The sequence below is a fragment of the Rhodanobacter terrae genome (assembly GCF_042657005.1).
Taxonomy (GTDB): Bacteria; Pseudomonadota; Gammaproteobacteria; order Xanthomonadales; family Rhodanobacteraceae; genus Rhodanobacter; species Rhodanobacter terrae.
Window position 1 is genome coordinate 164180 of sequence record NZ_JBHSNG010000001.1, and the last position, 12425, is coordinate 176604.

Below are 12425 nucleotides of genomic sequence, written 5' to 3' on the forward strand. Positions count from 1 at the left end.
AGCGGTCGTGGCGCACGAAATCGCGGGCGCGCACTTGGCGTTGACGGCGCATGGCGGCACACTGCGGCCCATGTTCGACGTCGCACGGCAAGGGGGAAGCGTCGATCGGCTAGCCGGGGGCTTCCCATTACGCTCGATCCTGTTGGGGGTCGTGCTGGGTTGCGCGCTGCTGTGGGGGCCGGCGGCCCGGGCCGGCACGCTTTATCGCTGCACCGGTTCCAGCGGCGAAACGGCGTTCAGCAGCAGCAAGGCCGGTTATCGCGGCTGCGAGGCGATCAGCAGCTATACGGCGCCCGCGCCCCGCCGTCAGGCCCCGCCACCGCCCTCGCCACGGATCGCCTTGACGGGAGTCCGCGGTTCGGTGACGACCTCGGCACACAGTCTCGCCGCGGATGGAGCGGAGCCGGCTTCGCTGGTCAATGTGCAGGGCTCGGCTGAAACCGGCGCGCGCGCACTCGGCGAGCCCAAGGTGCAGCGAGCCTCGCTGGCGGCAGTGCTGGGATCGGTCGAGACCACCGCGAAACCACCGCTGGCGGCGGCCATCGCAGGCACTCCGGGCCGATGGAGCTATCACGAATCGCGCGGTGCCGAAGCGCCGCTGGCGGCGGTCGCGGATGCGCCGGACACGCGCGTCCTGCGCGGGGCGGTGTACCGCATCGTGCGCGCGGACGGCAGCGTGGAATACACCAACCTGCAGCCGGCCGGCCAGAAAGGCCATACCGTGACGATGCTGTTCACCTATATCGCCAGTTGCGTCGCCTGTGATCTGCACTCGACGATTCGCTGGGGCAGCGTGGCGCTGAACCTCACCGCGTATGCGGACACGATTCGCGCCGCCGGCATCGAGTACGGCGTCGACGAGGCATTCCTGCGCGCGGTCATCCATGCCGAGAGCGCGTTCAATCCGCGCGCATTGTCGCTGAAGGGTGCGCAAGGGCTGATGCAGCTGATGCCGGGCACGGCCAGCGACATGGGCGTGCTGGATGCGTTCGACTCCGACCAGAACATCCGCGGCGGCGCGCGCTACCTGGGTCTGCTGTTGCATGATTTCGACGGCAACGAGCGGCTGGCCGCCGCGGCCTACAACGCGGGGCCCGCCGCGGTGCAGCGCTACAAGGGCGTGCCGCCTTACGCCGAAACGCAGGTGTATGTGGAGCGCGTGGACACCTTGCGCAAACGCTATGGCGCGGCGATCCATCCGCCGCTGGCGTCGCGCGGACCGGGCTAAGGCAACACTGATCAAGTATCGCCGTCGTCACCCGTCCTGTCTGTTCGCAGACCACAGGGCCGTTGGCGAAGGCAGACTGGCGGTCTGACGAGACGGCGGACCGAAGGTATGCGGACAGACAGGACGGGCCCCACCTGTTGAATTTCAAATGATGGGGTGATGGCTGGAAGGCCCGCAGGCTGCGCCGCGCAGCTTGGCAAGACGGCCAGTCTTCCCGGCGCCGCGCACCACAACCTGCGGGCCTTCCAGCCATCATGACGACGGCGATACTTGATCAGTGTTGCCTTAAATCACTGGTCCGGCATGGGGCCGGCGCTCATCAGCGGCCGTTGTGCCAGGGTGACCTCGAGATGGAACGGGCTGCCGTTGCGCAGGCCGGAGATCTCCACCTTGCTGCCGGGCTTCAACGCGGCCTCGCGCCGGCGCAGGTCGGTCGGATCGCGAATGTCGTCGTCGCCGATGCGCAACAGGATGTCGCGGGGCCGGATGCCGGCCTGCGCGGCGGGACCGCCGACGTACACGGCGGTGACCTGCGCACCGCGCGCTGCCGACGGCAGCCCGCTGTCGGCAGCCACCGGCACGAACGTGTAGTCGGCACCGATCCAGCCACGCACTACGTGGCCCGTGCTGATGATCTGATCCAGCACTTTCCTGGCGGTGGCGGCCGGAATCGCAAAGCCGATGCCTTCGGCGCCGGCCGCCTTGCCGATCAGCAAGGTGTTGATGCCGACCAGCCGACCCTCGGTATTGATCAGCGCGCCACCGGAGTTACCCAGGTTGATGGCCGCGTCGGTCTGGATGAAATCCTCGGCACTGGAGCTGTTCAACTGGCGCCCGATCGCGCTGACGATGCCCATCGTCACGGTCTGGTTGAGGCCCAGCGGATTGCCGATGGCCAGCACCACGTCGCCCGGCCGCAGCGTTTGCCGGTCGGCCATCTGGATCACCGGCAGGTTGCTGGCATCGATCTTCAATACCGCCAGGTCGGACTCCTGGTCCGCGCCGACCAGGGTGGCCTTGGCGATGCGGCCATCGTACAACAGCACCTGGATGTCTGCGGCGTGGGCGATCACATGGTTGTTGGTCAGCACGTAGCCCTGGCCTTGCGCGCTGACGATGACGCCGGAGCCGAGCGTCTGCTCGCGATGCTGGTAAGTGGTGGGCTGGCCGCCGAACAGCTGCTGCAGTACCGGGTTCTCGTACATGCGCACGGCTTGCTCGGTGACGATCTTGTTGGCGTAGATGTTGACCACCGAGGGCGCGGCGGCGGCCACCGCGTCGGCGTACGAGACGGGGCCGTTGCCGAGATGGCTCTGGCTGGCGGGCGGGGCGGGCGGCGCGGCCAGGCCGAAGCGTGCGCGCAGATGCTCGCCGCTGCCGGGCCAGAACAAGCCGACGACGAAAGCTATCGCCAACCCGAGGATGGCGAAGCGCGCAATGAAGAGGAGCGTGCCGGCGGCATGTTTCATGTCGATAAGGAAGTAGGTCCCGGCGGGTCGTGGCGAAGATCGCGGTGGACGGAGTCCGCCGCGATGGCGTTTATTGTACGGGGCGGGGCCTGACGCTACACTAACGCGATTTTTGCGGGGCCCCAAACCCCACCCCAGATATGACATTGCAAGTACCGGAGAGCCTGATGGCGAACGAAGTCGTCGATCACGGCCGCCGCCGTTTCCTGACAGCAACCACCGCGGTGGTTGGTGGCATAGGAATCGTGTCGGCAGCTGTGCCCTTCATTAAGTCGTGGGAACCCAGCGCGCGCGCCAAGGCCGCTGGCGCTCCGGTTACCCAGTCGCTGGCCAAGATCGAGCCGGGTCAGATGCTGGCCGTGTCGTGGCGCAGCCTTCCTGTGTTCGTGGTCAACCGCACCGCGGCGCAGCTGGCCACGTTGCCGGAGGTCGATTCGCGCCTGGTCGATCCGAAGTCCGACGGTGCTTCCGCCTCGCAGCAGCCGAAGTACGCACAGAACGAGACGCGCTCGATCAAGCCGGAATGGCTGGTGATCGTCGGCATCTGCACGCACCTGGGTTGCGTCCCCAATTTCGTGCCGGAGATCAGGCCCGAGCCGTTCGATCCGAACTGGAAGGGCGGCTTCTACTGCCCCTGCCATCATTCGCGCTATGACCTGGCCGGCCGCGTATTCAGCGGCGTGCCGGCACCGAAGAACCTGGAAGTGCCGCCGTATCATTTCATCGACGACAACACCATCCAGATTGGCGTGGATCCGAAGGAGGCTGGCTGATGGCCAACGTATTCACGAACATCGGTGACTGGGTCACCGAGCGCGCGCCGAACATGATGCCGGCATACCGCAAGCACATGACCGAGTACTACGCGCCGAAGAATTTCAATCTCTGGTACTACTTCGGTTCGCTGGCCATCCTGGTGCTGGTCAACCAGATCGTCACCGGCATCTTCCTCACCATGAACTACAACCCGAGCGCGGCGGGCGCGTTCGATTCGGTGCAGTACATCATGCGTGACGTGGAGTGGGGCTGGCTGATCCGCTACATGCACTCCACCGGCGCCTCGCTGTTCTTCGTGGTGGTGTTCCTGCACATGTTCCGCGGCATGATGTACGGCTCGTACAAGAAGCCGCGCGAGCTGGTGTGGCTGCTCGGCATGCTGATCTTCCTGGTGCTGATGGCCGAAGCGTTCATGGGCTACGTGCTGCCGTGGGGCAACATGTCGTTCTGGGGCGCCAAGGTGATCGTGTCGCTGTTCGGCACGATTCCGGTCATCGGCAGCACGCTGGTGGAATGGATCATGGGCGACTTCCTGCCGGCCGATGCCACGCTGAACCGCTTCTTCGCGCTGCACGTGATCGCGCTGCCGCTGGTCTTGCTGCTGCTGGTGGTGCTGCACATCGCCGCGCTGCATGAAGTGGGTTCGAACAACCCGGACGGCGTGGAGATCAAGAAGGGGCCCAAGGGCAATCGCTGGGACGCGCTGAAGCCGGCCGACGGCATTCCGTTCCATCCGTACTACACGGTGAAGGATCTGGTCGGCGTGGGCTTCTTCCTGCTGATCGCCGCCTTCATCATCTTCTTCGCACCGACCTTCGGCGGCTGGTTCCTCGAGCACGACAACTCGATCATGGCCAACAACCTGGTCACCCCGGCCGAGATCAAGCCGGTGTGGTACTTCACCCCGTTCTACGCGATCGTGCGAATGATTCCGTCGTTCGCGGGCACGGCCGTGTGGGGCGTGCTGGCGATGTTCGGCGCGATCGCCGTGCTGTTCCTGCTGCCCTGGTTCGATCGCGGCAAGGTCAAGTCGATCCGCTACCGCGGTACCGGCTACAAGGTGGCGCTGGGCCTGTTCGTGCTGTCGTTCTTCGGTCTCGGCGCGGTCGGTGCGGGCATCACCGCCGAGGTGATCCCGAAATGGTTCGGCAACGTCGACCTCACGACTTATGAAAACGCGTTCGGTCGCTCGATGACGCTGATCTACTTCGGTTTCTTTGCATTCCTTTGGGCCTATACACACTTCGGCTGGGAACAGACCAAGCCGGTTCCGGAACGGGTGACGACGCATGACTAAGCGGCAGCTGCTAATGAAGCGATACATCTTCCCGGTGGCGTTGGCGTTCGGTCTGATCGTCGGCAGCACGTCGGCGCAGGCTGCGGAGGAGGGCGGGCTGCTGCCCGCCGGCACCAACGTGCAGGACCAGGCTTCGCTGCAACGCGGCGCCAAGCTGTTCTTCAACTACTGCGTCGGCTGCCACTCGCTGAAGTACATGCGCTATTCGCGCATCGCCAGCGATCTTGGCCTGTCCGAACAGGAGGTCATGGAGAATCTCAACTTCACCGGCGCACGCTTCGACGATCCGGTGATCTCGCACATGCCGGCCGATTCGGCCGCCAAGTGGTTCGGCAAGGCTCCGCCGGATCTGTCGCTGGAAGTCAGCGCGAAGACGGCGGACTGGGTCTATACCTACCTCAACACGTTCTATCTGGATCCGCACAGCCCGATCGGCTGGAACAACACCACGCTGCCGAATGCCGCGATGCCGTTCCCGCTGTGGGAGCTGCAAGGCCTGCAGACGGCGGAGATGAAGCCGGCCAAGCCCGGCGAGGATCCGGCCGTGGAGAAGCTGGTGTTGTCGCAGCCGGGCAAGCTGACTCCGGCGCAGTACCAGCAGGCTACCCGCGATCTGACCAGCTTCCTGGAATACGTTTCCGAACCGGTCGCCCTCGAGCGCCATCACTACGGCATCTGGGTGTTGTTGTTCCTGGCGTTCTTCACCTTGCTGGCCGCCACGCTCAAGAAAGAATACTGGAAGGACGTCCACTGAGCCGGATGTCGTCAGCCCGATGCGGCGGCCACGAGCCGCCGCAATCGCCTCACCGATGGGGAATCGCGCATGGTCCAAAGCGCTCGCTCGCGTACCGTATTGACGCTCTACACCACGGCCGATGACATCCAGTGTCACCGTGCACGGCTGGTGCTGGCCGCCAAGGGAGTCAGCTACGAACGGGTGCTGGTGGATCCGGCCAAGCCTCCCGAGGACCTGATCGACCTCAACCCGTACGCCAGCACGCCGACCCTGATCGACCGCGACCTGACCTTGTTCGATACCACGGTGGTCTGCGAATACCTCGACGAGCGTTATCCGCATCCGCCGCTGATGCCGATCGATCCCCAGTCGCGCGCGCGGCTGAGGGTGGCGGCGGTGCGAATCGAGAAAGACTGGCTGCCCGAGGTGGAGACGATCCGCGCCGGCGGCCGGCCGGCCGAGGCGGCTCGCAAGCGGTTGCGCGAGCAGCTGCTGTCCGCGCTGCCGCTGTTCAAGGCCTCGAAATTCTTTCTCAACCCGGAAATGAGCCTGGCCGACTGCCTGGTGGCGCCGGTGATCTGGCGACTGCCGTGGCTGGGCGTGGATCTGGGGCGCGAAGGCAAGGCTATCGTCGATTACGGCGAGCGTTTGTTTCACAGTCAGGGTTTTGCGCGCAGCATGACCGATCAGGAAAAGGCAATGCGGCCAGTCCATGAGCACGAATGAAACAGCGACCATGAGTTCCAATCGCCCGTACCTGCTGCGGGCGATCTACGACTGGATCAGCGACAACAACCTGACGCCGTACGTGCTGGTCGACGCCGGCTTCGCCGGGGTGCGGGTGCCGCCGCAGGTGATCAAGAACGGCCAGGTGGTGCTCAACCTGGCGATGCGCGCGGTGGCGAACCTGGATCTGGGCAACGAGTGGATCAGCTTCCAGGCGCGCTTCTCCGGAGTCAGCCACAGCATCCAGATCCCGGTACAGGCGGTGCTGGCGCTGTATGCGCAGGAAAACGGGCAGGGCATGATGTTTCCGGCAGACGAGGAGGGCGGCGACATGCCACCGCCGCCGGCACCGGAGCCCGACGACTCGCGGCCCTCGCCAGCGGCCGACGATGGCGACAAGCCGAAGCGCGGGGCGCCGCACTTGCGGGTGGTCAAGTAGCGCCTTGCGACGCCTCGCCGGGCTCAGGCAGCGCCTTGCGATCCATCAATGCAGCCGATGGTCCGTCCGCGGACGCAGTGGCACGACGTTGCTGCCCGGTGCGGGCAATGCCTTGCCGGGGACCGCTTCCTCGTGCGGCAGCAGCTGGATCGTGGGCAGGCTCAGGCTGGTGAGCGCATTGCCGATCATCCATAGCCGCCCCGGCTCGCGGTCATGGCCGTCGATGCTCACCTCGAAACCGTAGCAGCGCTCGATCATGCGCAGGCCGTTCACCCGGCGCAGGCGCACGCCGCGCAGCCCGACGGTCTCGTCCAGCAGTTGCAGGCCGTGCTGCTGGCATTGCCGCCGCGCCTCCTGCACCGCGCGCTCGCGCGCCACGCTGAGCTTCAGCCACAGTCCGACGATCGCGCCGAACGCCAGCAACAGCAGCAGACTGGAAAGATCGCTCATCCCCGCAGTGTGTGGGCGCGGCCGGCGGCGTGCAAGCTCAGCTGCAGCCGCAACGACAGGTCGACTGCCCGCACGTGCTTGGTCAGCGCGCCGACCGAGATGAAGTCGACGCCAGTACGCGCAAACTCGCCGATCGTGCGCAGATCCACGTTGCCGGAGACTTCCAGCGGCACGCGGCCGGCGGTGTATTGCACCGCCTGGGCCATCTGCGCCAGCTCGAAGTTGTCCAGCATGATCCGGTCCACGCCGGCCGCCAGCGCCTGCGCCAGCTCGTCGAGATTCTCCACCTCGACCTCCAGCAGCAGATCCGGGTGCAGCTGACGTGCCGCCCGGACCGCGGCGGCGATGCCGCCGGCGGCGATGATGTGGTTTTCCTTGATCAGGATCGCGTCGTACAGACCCATGCGCTGATTGTGGCCGCCCCCGCATCGCACCGCATACTTTTGCGCGACGCGCAGGCCGGGAATGGTCTTGCGGGTATCCAGCACCCGCGCCGCGGTGCCGGCGACGGCAGCGACATACTCGGCGGTGACCGTGGCGGTGGCGGACAGCAGCTGCAGGAAATTCAGTGCCGAACGCTCGGCGGTGACCAGCGAGCGGGCATGGCCGGACAGGCGGCAGATCACCGCGCCGGCGTCGACCCGCTCGCCATCGGCGGTGCGCCAGTCGATCTGCACGGCTGGATCGAGCCGACGGAAGCAGGCATCGAACCATGCCGTGCCGGCGATCACCGCCGCGTCGCGGCAGGTCAGCTCGGCGTGGGCATGGGCGTCGACCGGCAGCAGTCCGGCGGTGGCATCGCCATCGCCCAGATCTTCGGCGAAGGCGCGTTCGATATCGGCGGCGATCTGTGTCGCGTCCGGCGGCGCGAACGATGGAGCGTGACTCATGCGGGATCGGCGTCCCTGGACGGCGTTCCGGTGGACGGCGCGGCCTCGGCTTGGCTGAGCTTGCCCACGATCGCAGTCATCGCGCGGTCGAACAAGGCGTTGGCGGCGAGTATGCGGGCCTGGCCATCCGTGAGCAGGATCGCCAGTTCCCGCGGCGCGTAATCGGCCACTTTCAGGCCGCGCCGGTTGACGAACAGGTAACGGCCGCTCATCGGGCTGATCCATGACAGCTTGGCGCGGGTCATCGCCTCATCGGGGAGGCAGAACTCCAGCCAGGTGCCCGGCTGCAGCGCCTGGACCTGATGCCATTCGGGGCTGTCCAGCGGCGCCTCGACGGTTTCTTCGCCGTCGGCCGGGTCGTCTGCCGCGGTGCCGCGGTCGATGACTGGCTGGATGCTGTCGGGTATCGACTGCATGGCTGCGTCTTCGTCGACCGTGACCACCTCGGTCGCGTCCAGCGTCTCGCCGAGCTGCTGCCGGTAGTAGGTATGCAGCTGGCCGAGCAGGCGCTCGATGTCCTGTTCCTGGAACGCCACGTTGGTCAGGCCTTGGCGCAGCGCGCGTTCGACACTGGGCAGCATCTGCCGCAGCGCCTGGCGGCTTTCCGGGCTTGTGGCCGGCCGGGTGCTGGCGATGAAGTCGTCGACGAAGCGCAACGCGCTCCTGAACTCCGGCGAGGTTTCGCCCTGGCGCAGCAGGGTCAGCACCAGATGATTGGCCCATGCCCGGGCGAGTACGCCGTGCACCAGCGGTGGCAGTTTCTGATCGCCGATGCGATCGAGGATCTCGCGGGCGGCGCGGCGGCGCGCCTGCTCGAGTTTCTCGCGGCCGCGGGTGGATTCGGCGACGCGTTGCTCGGCCAGTTCGGAACGTCGCTTGTTGATTTCCTGGAACTGCTGCAGGTCGGCCAGCAGGCGCTCGAAGATGCCCATGTCGTCGTCGAAGTCGTGCAACAGCTGATCGACGATCGACTTCACTTTCTCGTGCAGCCGGTGGTCGCGATCGGACTCCTCCGACCAGCCCTTGGCCTGCTCGGCCAGGCAGTCCAGCAGCCGGCGCGCCGGATGCTGGCGGTGGGCGAACAGCTTGCGGTCGAGGATCGCCGCCTTGAGGTAGGGAATCTGCAGCCGGGCCAGCATCACCTGCATCGCGACGGGCAGGTTGCGGTCTTCCAGGATGAATTCGAACAGCATGCCGACCAGGTCGATGGTGTCTTCGTCGATGCTGGCGACATGGCTGGGCCGTTCGCCGCGCAACGCGCCGATCTGGGTCAGCAGCTGGCTCTTCAGCTGCAGCACTTCGCGGCTGAGCTCGGCGGCATCGTCGGGCCGCGCGTACGGCAACGGACCGGCGCTGGCGATCTGGCTCTGCAATACGCTGAGCGCGCCCAGCAATTCGTTTGCCGACGGCAGCGGACCGCTCGGCATGGCATGCATGCCGCCGTCGGCGCCGACAGCGGGGCCGCGTCGCGCGCTGAACAATGCGTGCAAGGTCTGCAGCAGGTCGCTGGGAATATCGCCGGCCTCATCCGACGTCGCGGCCGCCCGGGCGGCGCCGGCGGCGGGCTTGGCTTTCGCCTCGTCGCTGCGCATTCCCTGGCGCAGTTGCGGCAGCACGCCGGCGCGAACCAGCGTGGCATTGATTTCCTGATAGAGCTCTTCCAATGACGACAACACGTAGCGATCGAACAGCTTGTAGATGATCAGCTTGACGCGCATGTCCGCACTGAGCTCGTGCAGCGCCTGGCGAAACGCCTGCGTCAGGAGTGCTGGCGCCACCGGGTTGCTGGCGTTCTCGATCTTGTGGCCGCCGCAAATCACCGACAACCGCTGGTTGACCGCCAGTAATTCGTTCGCCAGCCGCGAGTCGTGTTTGCCGATCATGCTGGTGATCGCCAGAGATTCCTCCAGCTCGTTGTCCGCCACCAGCGTCAATTCGACCGTGCCCGTCGATACGGGCAGGCCATTGCCCTGCGACGATTGCAGCGGGTGCGCCAGCTCGCCGAGGTCGCGGTTGATCGTGCCCAGGAAACTTCGTTCCACCGCGGGACGGCGCTTGCGCACTTCGCGCATGCCGTCGAAGTAGTGCATCTGTGCGGCATTGTTTTCGGCCTTCTCGGCCAGGTCGAACAGGGCATCGTCGAGATGCTCGAAGGCATTGCTGATCCATGGCTGCAGACGCCTGGCCGCAATGCCCCGCACGGCGTTGAGCAACTCACCGACGCGCTCGCTGGCAGGGTCCAGGCGCTGGCTCAAATTGACGACTCTGGATGAATCACTTGCTTCGTTCATCGCCATCCCCCTGAAACATCAGCCATGCGCGGCAATCCCGGACAAACCGCGCAGATGGTGACGATAAGCCATATCAGGCATCCGTGCCATGCCGCCGGTGTTGAATCGATTGGAGCATTCCTAAACCCCAGGAAAGTCCGTCAGTTGCGCGGTGCCGATGCCTTCCTCGGGCAGCATGACCGGAATGCCGTCCTCGACCCGGTAGATCACCTTGCTGTCGGTGGTGATCAAGGCTTCGGTGATTCGCTCGCGTACGGCCACCCCTGCGACGGAATCGACCTTGCCGGCGACGATCGCCTCATTCACTGCATCGAGCTCATGCTTGCTCAGCGGGCGTACCGGCGTTTTGCTGACGGGGCAGCACAGGATGTCGAGTAGACGCTTGTCCATGAGGGGTCTGCAGGTGTGCCATGGCTGGGAAAGCCCGTACAATAGCCGTTTTTGGACGGTCCGGCCATGACAGAAACAACCAAGCCGCTGCGCGTTGGCGTGGTAATGGGCTCTCGTTCGGATTGGGAAACCATGCAGCACGCCGCCAACGTATTGACCGAGCTGGGCGTGCCGCACGAGGTTCAGGTGGTGTCGGCGCATCGCACGCCGGACCTTCTGTTCCGTTACGCCGAGCAGGCCCCGGCGCGGGGTATCCAGGTGATCATCGCCGGTGCCGGCGGCGCCGCGCATCTGCCCGGCATGCTGGCGGCGAAGACCCGTCTGCCGGTATTCGGCGTACCGGTGCAGTCGAAGGCGCTGAACGGGATGGATTCATTGCTTTCGATCGCGCAGATGCCGGCCGGCATTCCGGTGGGCACGCTGGCGATCGGCCGCGCCGGCGCGGTGAACGCGGGCCTGCTGGCCGCGGCGGTGCTGGCGCTGCACGATCCGGCGCTGGCCAGCGCGCTGGACAACTGGCGGACGCGGCAGACGCAGGCCGTGCTCGAACAGCCGGATCCGCGCCAGTGAGCGAGCGGCGGCAGTCCGTGCTGGGCATTCTTGGCGGCGGCCAACTGGCGCGCATGCTGGCGCTGTCGGCGGCGCCGCTGGGTGCGCAGGCGCTGGTGGTGGACAGCTCCGCCGACGCCTGTGCCGGGCAGGTCGCGCCACTGGTGGTGGCCGACTGGGCCGACTACACCGCCCTGGAAGCGTTTGCCGCGCAGGTCGACGTGGTCACCTTCGATTTCGAGAATGTGCCGGCCGAGACGGCACGTTGGCTGGCCCAGCGGGTGGCGGTGTTTCCCGCGCCGCACGCGCTGGCGGTAGCGCAGGATCGTCTGGCCGAGAAAACCCTCTTTCGCGAATGCGGTCTGCCGACCCCGGCCTTCATGGCGGTGGATACGCGCGAGCAGCTGGATCAGGCATTGGCCGTGGTCGGCGCGCCGGCGATTCTGAAAACCCGCCGGCTCGGCTATGACGGCAAGGGCCAGTTCCGGCTGCGAGCACTGGCCGATGCGGATGCGGCATGGGCGGAGCTTGGCGCGCAGGGATCCAAGCATGGCTTGATCCTGGAAGCGTTCGTGCCGTTCGAGCGCGAGTTGTCGGTGCTCGCCGTGCGCGGTCGCGACGGCGATTTCCGCACCTGGCCGCTGACCCGCAACTGGCATACCGACGGCGTGTTGTCGATGAGCCTGGCCCCCGCGCCGGATATCGACGTATTGCAGCAGCACGCGACCGCGCTCGCCCGAACTCTGGCCGAGCGGCTGGGCTACGTGGGCGTGTTCGCGCTGGAGCTATTCGTCAAGGACGGCGAGCTGCTCGGCAACGAGATGGCTCCGCGGGTGCACAACTCCGGCCACTGGACCATCGAGGGTGCACACACCAGCCAGTTCGAGAATCATGTGCGTGCAGTGCTCGGGCTGCCCCTGGGCGACACCGGCGCGCGTGGTCTTTCGGCGATGTTCAACTGGATCGGCGAATTGCCCCATATGGCGCCCGTGCTGCAAGCGGTCGATGCGCACTGGCACGACTACGGCAAACAGGCGCGGCCGGGTCGCAAAGTGGGTCATGCCACCGTGTGCGCACCGGATGCCGCGCAGATGGCGGTACGACTGGCCGCGATCGCCGAGGGCCTGGGGCGCGAGGCGCAGGCCGTGCCGGTGCTGCACGCGCTGGGTTGATCGGGTCCGGA

The 12425-nt window shown here is 66.2% G+C and carries 13 protein-coding genes; 8 read left to right on the plus strand and 5 right to left on the minus strand.

Annotated features, from left to right (window positions below; translation table 11 throughout):
• Window positions 1–70 precede the first annotated feature (70 nt).
• The gene (locus ACFPPB_RS00720; protein WP_377323825.1) at window positions 71–1228 is read left to right on the plus strand and encodes a lytic transglycosylase domain-containing protein; all 1158 of its coding nucleotides are present in this window, start codon (window positions 71–73) and stop codon (window positions 1226–1228) included.
• 290 nt (window positions 1229–1518) lie between these two features.
• Here the strand turns inward: ACFPPB_RS00720 and ACFPPB_RS00725 are convergent, their stop codons facing one another.
• Complete coding sequence (locus tag ACFPPB_RS00725) at window positions 1519–2697, minus strand: S1C family serine protease (RefSeq protein ID WP_377323401.1); 1179 nt, start codon at window positions 2695–2697, stop codon at window positions 1519–1521.
• Between the two features lie 167 nt (window positions 2698–2864).
• Here ACFPPB_RS00725 and petA point away from each other — a divergent pair, with 167 nt between their 5' ends.
• The 5 genes from petA to ACFPPB_RS00750 all read left to right on the plus strand — a co-directional run bounded on the left by petA (window position 2865) and on the right by ACFPPB_RS00750 (window position 6672).
• Window positions 2865–3470, plus strand: a complete 606-nt coding sequence (gene petA / locus ACFPPB_RS00730) for a ubiquinol-cytochrome c reductase iron-sulfur subunit (protein ID WP_377323403.1) — start codon at window positions 2865–2867, stop codon at window positions 3468–3470.
• Window positions 3470–4771 carry a cytochrome b gene (locus ACFPPB_RS00735; protein WP_377323405.1) on the plus strand — a complete coding sequence of 434 codons (1302 nt, stop codon included), beginning with the start codon at window positions 3470–3472 and terminating at the stop codon, window positions 4769–4771. Before petA ends, ACFPPB_RS00735 begins: the two co-directional genes overlap by 1 nt.
• Window positions 4772–4784: 13 nt before the next feature.
• The gene (locus tag ACFPPB_RS00740; protein WP_377323827.1) at window positions 4785–5525 is read left to right on the plus strand and encodes a cytochrome c1; all 741 of its coding nucleotides are present in this window, start codon (window positions 4785–4787) and stop codon (window positions 5523–5525) included.
• Between the two features lie 69 nt (window positions 5526–5594).
• Complete coding sequence (locus ACFPPB_RS00745) at window positions 5595–6233, plus strand: glutathione S-transferase N-terminal domain-containing protein (protein WP_377323407.1); 639 nt, start codon at window positions 5595–5597, stop codon at window positions 6231–6233.
• A 10-nt stretch (window positions 6234–6243) separates the two neighbouring features.
• Window positions 6244–6672, plus strand: coding sequence for a ClpXP protease specificity-enhancing factor (locus ACFPPB_RS00750; RefSeq protein ID WP_377323409.1), 429 nt, complete (start codon window positions 6244–6246; stop codon window positions 6670–6672).
• Window positions 6673–6717: 45 nt separating this feature from the next.
• Here the strand turns inward: ACFPPB_RS00750 and ACFPPB_RS00755 are convergent, their stop codons facing one another.
• The 4 genes from ACFPPB_RS00755 to ACFPPB_RS00770 all read right to left on the minus strand — a co-directional run bounded on the left by ACFPPB_RS00755 (window position 6718) and on the right by ACFPPB_RS00770 (window position 10693).
• A complete protein-coding gene (locus tag ACFPPB_RS00755; protein WP_377323411.1) occupies window positions 6718–7122 on the minus strand; it encodes a DUF3301 domain-containing protein in 405 nt (134 codons plus the stop codon).
• Window positions 7119–8012, minus strand: a complete 894-nt coding sequence (gene nadC, locus ACFPPB_RS00760) for a carboxylating nicotinate-nucleotide diphosphorylase (RefSeq protein WP_377323413.1) — start codon at window positions 8010–8012, stop codon at window positions 7119–7121. Before nadC ends, ACFPPB_RS00755 begins: the two co-directional genes overlap by 4 nt.
• The gene (locus ACFPPB_RS00765; RefSeq protein ID WP_377323415.1) at window positions 8009–10303 is read right to left on the minus strand and encodes a DUF1631 domain-containing protein; all 2295 of its coding nucleotides are present in this window, start codon (window positions 10301–10303) and stop codon (window positions 8009–8011) included. The genes nadC and ACFPPB_RS00765 overlap by 4 nt, the downstream gene beginning before the upstream one ends.
• Window positions 10304–10423: 120 nt before the next feature.
• Window positions 10424–10693, minus strand: a complete 270-nt coding sequence (locus tag ACFPPB_RS00770; protein WP_377323417.1) for a Trm112 family protein — start codon at window positions 10691–10693, stop codon at window positions 10424–10426.
• Window positions 10694–10759: 66 nt separating this feature from the next.
• On the opposite strand from ACFPPB_RS00770, the gene purE reads away from it, so the two are divergent.
• Window positions 10760–11263: a 5-(carboxyamino)imidazole ribonucleotide mutase gene (purE, locus tag ACFPPB_RS00775; RefSeq protein WP_377323419.1), complete on the plus strand. Its 504-nt coding sequence runs from the start codon at window positions 10760–10762 to the stop codon at window positions 11261–11263.
• Complete coding sequence (locus tag ACFPPB_RS00780) at window positions 11260–12414, plus strand: 5-(carboxyamino)imidazole ribonucleotide synthase (protein WP_377323421.1); 1155 nt, start codon at window positions 11260–11262, stop codon at window positions 12412–12414. The genes purE and ACFPPB_RS00780 overlap by 4 nt, the downstream gene beginning before the upstream one ends.
• Window positions 12415–12425 lie beyond the last annotated feature (11 nt).